This window comes from Zoogloea sp. (assembly GCF_030157465.1).
Lineage (GTDB): Bacteria > Pseudomonadota > Gammaproteobacteria > Burkholderiales > Rhodocyclaceae > Zoogloea.
The window spans coordinates 1-8,323 of the sequence record NZ_JAOAUU010000161.1 but is presented as its reverse complement, the minus strand read 5'-3'; the positions used below and the strand labels follow the sequence as shown (position 1 = coordinate 8,323).

General features: G+C 64.3%; 9 protein-coding genes. All 9 read right to left on the bottom strand.

Annotated elements, in window-relative coordinates:
- Positions 1-631: formate/nitrite transporter family protein (locus Q1W26_RS19545; protein ID WP_300443574.1), on the bottom strand; the 631-nt coding region annotated here is incomplete at its 3' end.
- 156 nt (positions 632-787) lie between these two features.
- Positions 788-1,126: a nitrite reductase small subunit NirD gene (gene nirD, locus Q1W26_RS19540; protein ID WP_300443571.1), complete on the bottom strand. Its 339-nt coding sequence runs from the start codon at positions 1,124-1,126 to the stop codon at positions 788-790.
- 11 nt (positions 1,127-1,137) lie between these two features.
- Entirely contained in the window at positions 1,138-3,687 is a 2,550-nt protein-coding gene (nirB, locus tag Q1W26_RS19535) for a nitrite reductase large subunit NirB (protein WP_300443569.1), read from the bottom strand.
- A 402-nt stretch (positions 3,688-4,089) separates the two neighbouring features.
- A complete protein-coding gene (locus Q1W26_RS19530; protein ID WP_300443566.1) occupies positions 4,090-5,319 on the bottom strand; it encodes a hypothetical protein in 1,230 nt (409 codons plus the stop codon).
- A gap of 46 nt (positions 5,320-5,365) precedes the next feature.
- Positions 5,366-6,136, bottom strand: coding sequence for a hypothetical protein (locus tag Q1W26_RS19525; protein WP_300443563.1), 771 nt, complete (start codon positions 6,134-6,136; stop codon positions 5,366-5,368).
- A gap of 12 nt (positions 6,137-6,148) precedes the next feature.
- Positions 6,149-6,661, bottom strand: coding sequence for a hypothetical protein (locus Q1W26_RS19520; RefSeq protein ID WP_300443560.1), 513 nt, complete (start codon positions 6,659-6,661; stop codon positions 6,149-6,151).
- A complete protein-coding gene (locus Q1W26_RS19515; RefSeq protein WP_300443558.1) occupies positions 6,658-6,936 on the bottom strand; it encodes a DnaJ domain-containing protein in 279 nt (92 codons plus the stop codon). Before Q1W26_RS19515 ends, Q1W26_RS19520 begins: the two co-directional genes overlap by 4 nt.
- A gap of 48 nt (positions 6,937-6,984) precedes the next feature.
- Positions 6,985-7,824, bottom strand: a complete 840-nt coding sequence (gene metF / locus Q1W26_RS19510; RefSeq protein WP_300443555.1) for a methylenetetrahydrofolate reductase [NAD(P)H] — start codon at positions 7,822-7,824, stop codon at positions 6,985-6,987.
- Positions 7,825-7,904: 80 nt separating this feature from the next.
- On the bottom strand, positions 7,905-8,323 hold a 419-nt coding region (locus Q1W26_RS19505; RefSeq protein ID WP_300443553.1), incomplete at its 5' end, for an adenosylhomocysteinase.

Sequence of the window (8,323 nt, the reverse complement as noted above, 5' to 3'; positions counted from 1 at the left end):
TGCTGTGCTCGAAGCCCATGTAGAAGAACACCAGGATGGGCATCCACATGGCGATGACCTTGCCGGAGACGCTGGTGGACATCATGGCGGCGACCACGCCGGTGGACACCATCCAGTTGCACATCACGGCACGGATGAAGAGGGTCAGCATGCCGCCGGCGCCATGGGCCGCGTAGCCCACGGTGCGGCCTTCGCCGATGTGGCCGATCTTCTGGCCGATGGCGTTGGGGGCTTCGGTGAAGCCGCTGGTGAAGATGATGGCCATGAACACGGCCACGGTGAGCGCGCCGGCAAAGTTGCCGGTGAATACCAGGCTCCAGTTGCGCAGCACGCCGTTCCAGGTGGCGCCGGGGCGCTTGTCGAACACCGCCAGCGGGGCCAGGGTGAACACGCCGGTCAAGAGGTCGAAACCCAGCAGGTAGAGCATGCAGAAGCCCACCGGGAAGAGCAGCGCGCCGATCAGCGGGTTGCCGGTATTGACGTTGACGCTGACCGCGAAGGCCGCGGCCAGGGCCAGGATGGCGCCGGCCATGTAGGAGCGGATCAGGGTGTCGCGAGTGGACATCAGGAGCTTGGATTCGCCGGCGTCCACCATTTTGGTGACGAATTCGGCGGGGGCAAGATAGGCCATGGGATTACCTTTTCAAAGTCGGATATCAGGAATTGCGTATCCAGGGGTGGCTGCAATGGGCGACTGTAGGGGCGACTTCAGTCGCCCAACCGCGCGTTAAATCATCGACATGCCGTTCAACGGAGTCCGCGGGCGACTGAAGTCGCCCCTACAGCCTCAGCCCAGGGCGACCAGCACGCGGCGGTCCTCGATGCGCACGGTGTGGGCGCGTACCGAGTGTTCCGGTGCCTCCAGACATTCGCCGGTGGCCAGGTCAAAGTGGTTCTTGTAGAGGGGCGAGGCGACGACGATGTGCTTGCCCAGGTTGCCTACCAGGCCCCGCGAGAGGACGCTGGCGCCGGACTTGGGGTCCACGTTGTCGATGGCGTAGAACTGCGTTTCACCGATGCGGAAGACGGCCACGTGGCGGTTTTCCACCAGGGCGCAGACGCCGGTGTCGGGCAGGATGTCGTCCACCGCGCAGACGGCGTTCCATTGAAGGGGGGCGATGCTCATGCTGGGGCTCCTCAGGCAGGCGTGGCCAGGATTTCGGGGTTGGCGGCGATGCGTTCGTCGGGGCGGGCCGGGCGAATCTGGCCGCGTTCCTCCACGAAGATGATGTGCTCGTCGGCCTTGTCGCTATTGACGAAGGAGCGGAAGCGCTGGCGCACCGCGGGGTTGGTTACGGCGGTCTTCCATTCGCACTGGTAGGTGTCCACCACGTGCTGCATCCGGGCTTCCAGTTCGGCGGCCAGGCCGAGGCTGTCGTTCACCACCACGTCTTTCAGGTAGTCGAGGCCGCCTTCCAGGTTGTCGCGCCAGGTGCTGGTGCGCTGCAGGCGGTCGGCGGTGCGCACGTAGAACATCAGGAAGCGGTCCACCAGCCGGACGAGTTCTTCCTGGGTCAGATCGGACGCCAGCAGTTCGGCGTGGCGCGGTTTCATGCCGCCGTTGCCGCATACGTAGAGGTTCCAGCCCTTTTCGGTGGCGATGATGCCCACGTCCTTGCCCTGCGCTTCGGCGCACTCGCGGGTGCAGCCCGATACACCGAACTTGATCTTGTGGGGCGCGCGCAGGCCCTTGTAGCGGTTCTCCAGATCCACCGCGAAGCCCACGCTGTCACCCACGCCGTAGCGGCACCAGGTGGAGCCGACGCAGCTTTTGACGGTGCGTAGGGACTTGCCGTAGGCGTGGCCGGATTCGAAACCGGCGGCAATCAGTTCGTCCCAGATAAAGGGCAGCTGTTCGACACGGGCACCGAAGAGATCCACCCGCTGGCCACCGGTGACCTTGGTGTAAAGGCCGTACTTCTTGGCCACCTGGCCCACGGCGATGAGGCCGTCGGGGGTGACTTCGCCGCCGGGCATGCGCGGCACCACCGAGTAGGTGCCGTCCTTCTGGATGTTGCCCAGGAAGTAGTCGTTGCTGTCCTGCAGGCCTGCCAGGTCGCTCTTGAGCACGAACTCGTTCCAGCACGAGGCGAAGATGCTGGCGGCGGTGGGTTTGCAGATGTCGCAGCCGAGGCCCTTGCCGTGCTTCTCCAGCAGTTCGGCGAAGCTCTTGATCTCGCCCACCTTGATGAGGTGGAAGAGCTCCTGGCGGGAGTAGGGGAAGTGCTCGCACAGGTGGTTGTTCACCGCCATGCCGAGGCGGGCCATCTCGGCCTTCATCACCTGGGTGACCAGGGGCACGCAGCCGCCGCAGGTGGCGCCGGCCTTGGTGCAGGCTTTCATGTCGCCGATGCTGGTGGCGCCGTCGGCCACGGCCGCGCAGATCTGGCCCTTGCTCACGTTGTTGCAGGAGCAGATCTGGGCGCTGTCAGGCAGGGCATCCACGCCCAGGCCGGGCTTGGCCTTGCCGTCGCTGGAGGGGAGGATCAGGAATTCCGGATCGGCCGGCAGGGCGATGCCGTTGAGGGCCATCTGCAGCAGGGTGCCGTATTCGTCGGCGTTGCCCACCAGCACGGCGCCGATCAGCTGCTTGCCGTCGGGGCTGGTGACGATCTTCTTGTAGATCTGTTTGACTTCGTCCATGTAGCGGAAGCTGCGGCTGCCGGTGCTGCGGCCCTGGGCGTCGCCGATGCTGGCCACGTCCACACCCATCAGCTTGAGCTTGGTGCTCATGTCGGCACCGCCGAAGGCGGCCTCAGTTCCGTTGATTCGCTGGCCGGTGATCTGGCGGGCAACGGTGCGGGCCATCTCATAGCCGGGGGCGACGAGGCCGAAGACCTGGTCTTTCCAGGCGGCGCATTCGCCGATCGCGAAGATGTCCGGGTCGCTGGTGCGGCAGTGGTCATCCACCGCGATGCCGCCCCGGGCTCCCACCGCCAGCGCGTTCTGGCGAGCCAGCTCGTCCCGCGGCCGGATGCCGGCGGAGAACACGATCATGTCGGTCTCCAGGTGGCTGCCGTCGTCGAAGACCATGCGGTGACGGGCGCGGGCGCCGTCGGTGATCTCCTTGGTGTTGCGGCTGGTGTGCACGCGCACGCCCATTTCTTCGATCCTGCTGCGCAGGATGCGGCCGCCGTCTTCGTCTACCTGGACGGCCATCAGGCGCGGGGCAAATTCGACGACATGGGTCTCCAGACCGAGGTCGCGCAGGGCCTTGGCGCATTCGAGACCGAGCAGGCCGCCGCCCACCACCACGCCCGTCTTCGAGCGGGCGCCGCATTCGGTCATGGCTTCCAGGTCTTCGATGGTGCGATAGACGAAGCAGTCGGCCCGGTCATTGCCACGCACCGGCGGCACGAAGGGGAAGGATCCGGTGGCGAGCACCAGCTTGTCGTAGGCCAGCACCTCGCCATCGGCGGTGGTGACGGTCTTCTTGCGGCGGTCGATGGCCGCTGCGCGGGTCTTGAGGCGCAGGGCGAAGCCGCTCTGGTCAAAGAAGCCCGGCTCTACCAGGGAGAGGTCGTCGGCAGTCTTGCCGGCGAAGAATTCGGACAGATGAACCCGGTCGTAGGCGGCGCGAGGTTCTTCGCACAGCACGGTGACTTCGGTAGGGCCAAGGGCCAGTTGGTGAAGTTCTTCGAGGAACTTGTGGCCCACCATGCCGTGGCCGACAACAATGATTTTCATGATGAATCCTGCACGTCCTGGCTCCTCCGGGAACCGTGCTGGATCTCTTTGCCGGGCTCAGGAAATGAGTGGCGCAGACATCACGGCCCCCGCGAAACGCGGATCGAAGTCGGGTTGGAACAACGAGGTGGCGGGTGCTTGCGCACTCGACTCACTCGGGTTCCGCCGTCGTTGGCGGAGGCAATAAGACCCGTGGCGGCTCTGCCAGCGGGCAAGGAGTAATAAGCAGAAATCGTGCCGGGTCGATAAAGCGCAGAATCCGGGTGTTTTCCGGTGCAGAGGGGGGCGTTCAGACCACGGCAGGCGCCAAAATGGTGCGCTGCGGTGTCCACATTGGCGCATGAGGCGAGTGCATTCGCCCGGGGGGGCATGTCCGGGCTGATAATCGAAGCCGTGCCTGGGTCAGCTGGATTTTTTCTTCCAGTTGGCCCGGCAGGTGTCCTGGAGATAGTTTTCGATCAGCGCGGTGTCGTTGCCTTCGAATTGCACGCGGGCTTCGGGGCCGAGGTCGTCTTCCCACATGCGTTTTACGTCGGCCTGGTATTCGAAGGGCACGACGTTTTCGATGAAATGGGCGACGGCTTTGTCGTCAAAGCCGGATTCCTGGAAGTTTTTGCGGATCTGGGTGGCGTCTTTCTTGCGCAGGATCTTTGCTGGTTCAAGCCCGCTGGCCACCATCAGCAGCACGCCGCATTGCACGTCGGTGTGGTCGCCCTGGCCGCCGGTGATGCGCTGCCATTCTTCGGCCCTGGCCTTGTCGTGGTGGGTGATTTCGCTCACCGAGCTGGTGTCGAAGAAGAACAGGCCGGAAAAACGGTCCTGGTTTCGATAGATTTCGGTGGCGGAGATGTCCCGGATGACGGGCAGCACTTCGGCCGTGAAACGTTCGCATTCACGGGCCATCAGGTTGCGCACAGGAAGCGGGGCCTCTTCGAGCCATTCGTCGAGCTTGGGAAAGCCGGCGCTGCGTTTTTTGCGGGCGGCTTCGTGCAGCTTCATGAAGCGTTCGACGCTGAACAGCCCCTCCGGCTTGCGCTCGGTGTAGAGGATGAGCAGCGCGCTGTTGATGACCGATTCGCAGAACACGTGCCATTCGAGCACGTCGTCCCGGTCGGCGCCAAACTTGCCGGCGAGCCAGCAGGTCATGTCGATGTAGAGCTGGTTTTTTTCGCGGGCGGCGCGTTCGACGAGATAGTGCGCGTAGGTGATCGGCTTGTCGGACGTATAGGTGTCGAGAAATTCCTTTTCGCTTTCCCGGAAGATGTCGGGATCGGCGAGGAGCCTTTCGGTAGGCAGGGTGTGCAGCTTGCGCAGGCGATCGGCGCCGGCCTTGGAGAGGGCGAGGAGGGTCTTGTCGCGCAGCAGCCGGGCCGCCGCGTCGAGGCTGCCGCCGGATTCCGCTTCGAGGGCCAGGCCGGCCAGGGTTACCAGCCGGGTGCGGGCGGCTTCGAGTGAGGGGCGCAGGTTGGGCGTGCCGAAATAGGTGGCCAGCTGCACGATGCCCTTGGCGCCTTCGCGGCGGATGGCGTCGAGCCGTGCGGCGTCGACGAGGCCTTCTTTCAGGGCGTGGCGCAGCACCCGTTCGAAATAGGGGCGGGTATCGACTGTTGCAAGAACGGTATCACTGGACATCGTGTGCACTGCGCGAAGCCGTGGGGGCTTCGCGCTTCTCCCGTTATCAGATTGCGGATTCCTCGTCCTCGTCTTCGAGCCTGGGCACGCCCGGTTCGGAAGATTCGGCAACGGGCATTCTGGCTGCTTCGGCGGCGCGGTGCAGGCGATCCTGGATTTCGATGATCAAGAGCTCGAAGGTGTCGGAAAACTCGTGGCGCAGCACCCAGGCGGTTTCCATCCAGTCGGAATCGGCCACTTCGGAGCGCGACATGCGAACCCGCACCATTTCGATGGCGTCGCCGATTTCGAGGCCCTGGTCGAGTTCATCGACGCGCTCGGAATCCCAGGTGATGGCCGACTTGGGCGCAAAGGCCTTTTCGAGATCGACTTCGGCCTCGAACACGCCGTGGTAGGCCAGGGCCTGCAGCGAGTCGTAGTGATCGATGAAGTAATCGGCCAGCAGGCGCACGCCTTCGTCGTGCTCGGCGAGGCAGTCGAGCACCTCGGAGCAGGCGCCGGGCGTGCGGTGCATCACGGCGTTCATGGTGTTGCGCAGGCGCGGCACGTATTTTTCGATGGGCTCGCCGTACTGGCGTTCGAGCATGATGGCCTGCACGAACTGTTCCGGGCTCACCAGCATGTTGACGATGGATTCCTTGCTCGCGTCGAACTCGCGCATCACGGCCAGCACGTCCTTGGGCGCCATTTCGTCGAGCACTTCAACCAGGGCGTGGTCGCCTTCCTTTTCGGCGAGGACGACCAGGTTGGCTTCGGCTTCCGAGATTTCGCCGGCAAGGATCAGGGCCTGGGTCTGCTTGATGACAAGCTGGGTCATGAAAAACCTTTCTTAACGGTCAATGGCGTCGAAGCCTTGCTCGGACATCCAGTCTTCTCCGGATTCGCCGAGATCGTCAGCGCCTTCGTCCTCTTCTTCATCCGCGCTGGCTTCGGGCGCGGAGCGGGCCGACAGGCCGCTGCCCAGCAGGTATTCGAGCACGGCGGTGGTGACAAGAAAGCTCTCGCCGCCGGCCTTGGCAAGGCAGAGGTTGATCAGCGGGCGGGCCCAAGAGGCGATCTCGATGGATTCCTCAAGTTCGGCCCAGGCCGGAAAGCCGTCATCGCCGGGCTCGCTTTGCGAGGCTTCGTAGAGCGCCCGGCCCTTGTTGAATCCGAAGGCGCCGTGGAAGGCCGGCGCAACCATTTCCGGCGCGGCGTCGATCATCGACAGGAGGAAGGAGAATTCCTTGTGCTTGTCCCGCACCCGGCGCTGGAGCACGTCCTTGCCTTCGGAGTCGGAACGCAGGTCGTCGATTTCGGCAACGTAGCGCTCGAAAATGTCTTCAAAATAAAACGAGGTCAAGAAATTACCTTTTCAATATACGAGGCCCACAGGGAGCTGGCCTCTTGCAGGGGGTCGTCGATCAGATTGCGCTGGCGCAAGAGATCGTAGTCGCGCCGGCGGGCGTCGTCGGCGAGCAGCTCGTAGGCGGTCTGGATGCTCCGGAAGCGGTCGGCGGCGGCGGGGTCGGGGTTTTTGTCCGGGTGGTAAAGGCGGGCGGCCTTGCGGTAGGCCACCTTGATGTCTTCGGCCGGCGCACTGGGTGAGACGCCCAGAATCTCGTAGGGATCACGCATTGTTTCGGGTTCCTGTCGCCGTCAGGCCGTGCGCCGCGCCGCGGGGCGTCAGGCGCCGATGCCGAGGCGCTCGCACACGGCGATCGTCGGGGCGGCCTGGTTCATGCTGTAAAAATGCAGGCCGGGGGCGCCGGCCGCAATCAGTTTTGCGCACAGCTCGCTCACCACGTCGAGGCCGAAGGCCTTGATGGAGTCGCTGTCGTCGCCGAAGGCTTCGAACTTGCGACGCATCCAGCGCGGGATTTCGGCGCCGCAGGCGTCGGAGAAGCGGGCCAGCTTGGAGAAGGACACGATGGGCATGATGCCCGGCACGATGGGCACGTTCACGCCGATGGCGGCGCATTCGTCGCAAAAATGCAGGTAGGCGTCGAGGTTGTAGAAATACTGGGTGATGGCCGAATTGGCGCCGGCATCCACCTTGCGCTTGAAGGCCAGCAGGTCGTCCCGCGGGCTTCTGGCCTGGGGGTGGTATTCGGGGTAGGCGGCGACTTCGATGTGGAAGTGATCGCCGGTCTCAAGGCGGATGAACTCGACCAGTTCGTTGGCGTAGCGCAGTTCGCCCGGATCGCCGACGCCGGAGGGCAGATCGCCGCGCAGGGCGACGATGCGGCGGATGCCGGCATCCTTGTAGCGCTGCAGGATTTCACGGATGTGCGGACGGGTCGAGCCGATGCACGACAGGTGCGGCGCGGCCTGGTGGCCTTCGTTCTGGATCTCGAAGACGGTTTCGAAGGTGCGCTCCTGGGTCGAGCCGCCGGCACCGAAGGTGACCGAGAAGAATTCGGGCTTGAGGCTGGCCAGCTTCGCCCGGGTGGTGCGCAGCTTTTGTACGCCCTCGGAGGTTTGCGGCGGGAAGAATTCGATGGAGAAGGGGGTCTTGTTCGGCACGGGATTTCCTCACGGGCCCGCCGGCGCGGTGGCGTCGGCGGGCTGTGGCAAAGCGGCGGAACGAGCCCGCCGGAGGGCGCTTAGTAGCGGTACTGGTCGGCCTTGTACGGGCCTTCCTTGGGCACGCCGATGTAGGCGGCCTGCTCGTCGGTCAGCACGGAGAGCTGGGCGTTGAGCTTCTTGAGCTGCAGGCGGGCAACTTTCTCGTCCAGATGCTTGGGCAGGGTGTACACGCCCACCGGGTAGTCGGCGGTGCGGGTGAACAGCTCGATCTGGGCGATGGTCTGGTTGGCGAAGGAGCTGGACATCACGTAGGACGGATGGCCGGTGCCGCAGCCGAGGTTAACCAGGCGGCCCTTGGCCAGCAGGATGATGCGCTTGCCGTCCGGGAAGATCACGTGGTCGACCTGCGGCTTGATCTCTTCCCACTGGTACTGCTCGATCGAGGCGACGTCGATTTCGTTGTCGAAGTGGCCGATGTTGCAGACGATGGCCTGGT

Excerpts from the sequence above, each read along its gene's own strand:
- nirD (WP_300443571.1), bottom strand. The coding sequence starts at position 1,126 with ATGAGCATCGCCCCCCTTCAATGGAACGCCGTCTGCGCGGTGGACGAC.
- nirB (WP_300443569.1), bottom strand. The coding sequence starts at position 3,687 with ATGAAAATCATTGTTGTCGGCCACGGCATGGTGGGCCACAAGTTCCTC.
- Q1W26_RS19530 (WP_300443566.1), bottom strand. The coding sequence starts at position 5,319 with ATGTCCAGTGATACCGTTCTTGCAACAGTCGATACCCGCCCCTATTTC.
- Q1W26_RS19525 (WP_300443563.1), bottom strand. The coding sequence starts at position 6,136 with ATGACCCAGCTTGTCATCAAGCAGACCCAGGCCCTGATCCTTGCCGGC.
- Q1W26_RS19515 (WP_300443558.1), bottom strand. The coding sequence starts at position 6,936 with ATGCGTGATCCCTACGAGATTCTGGGCGTCTCACCCAGTGCGCCGGCC.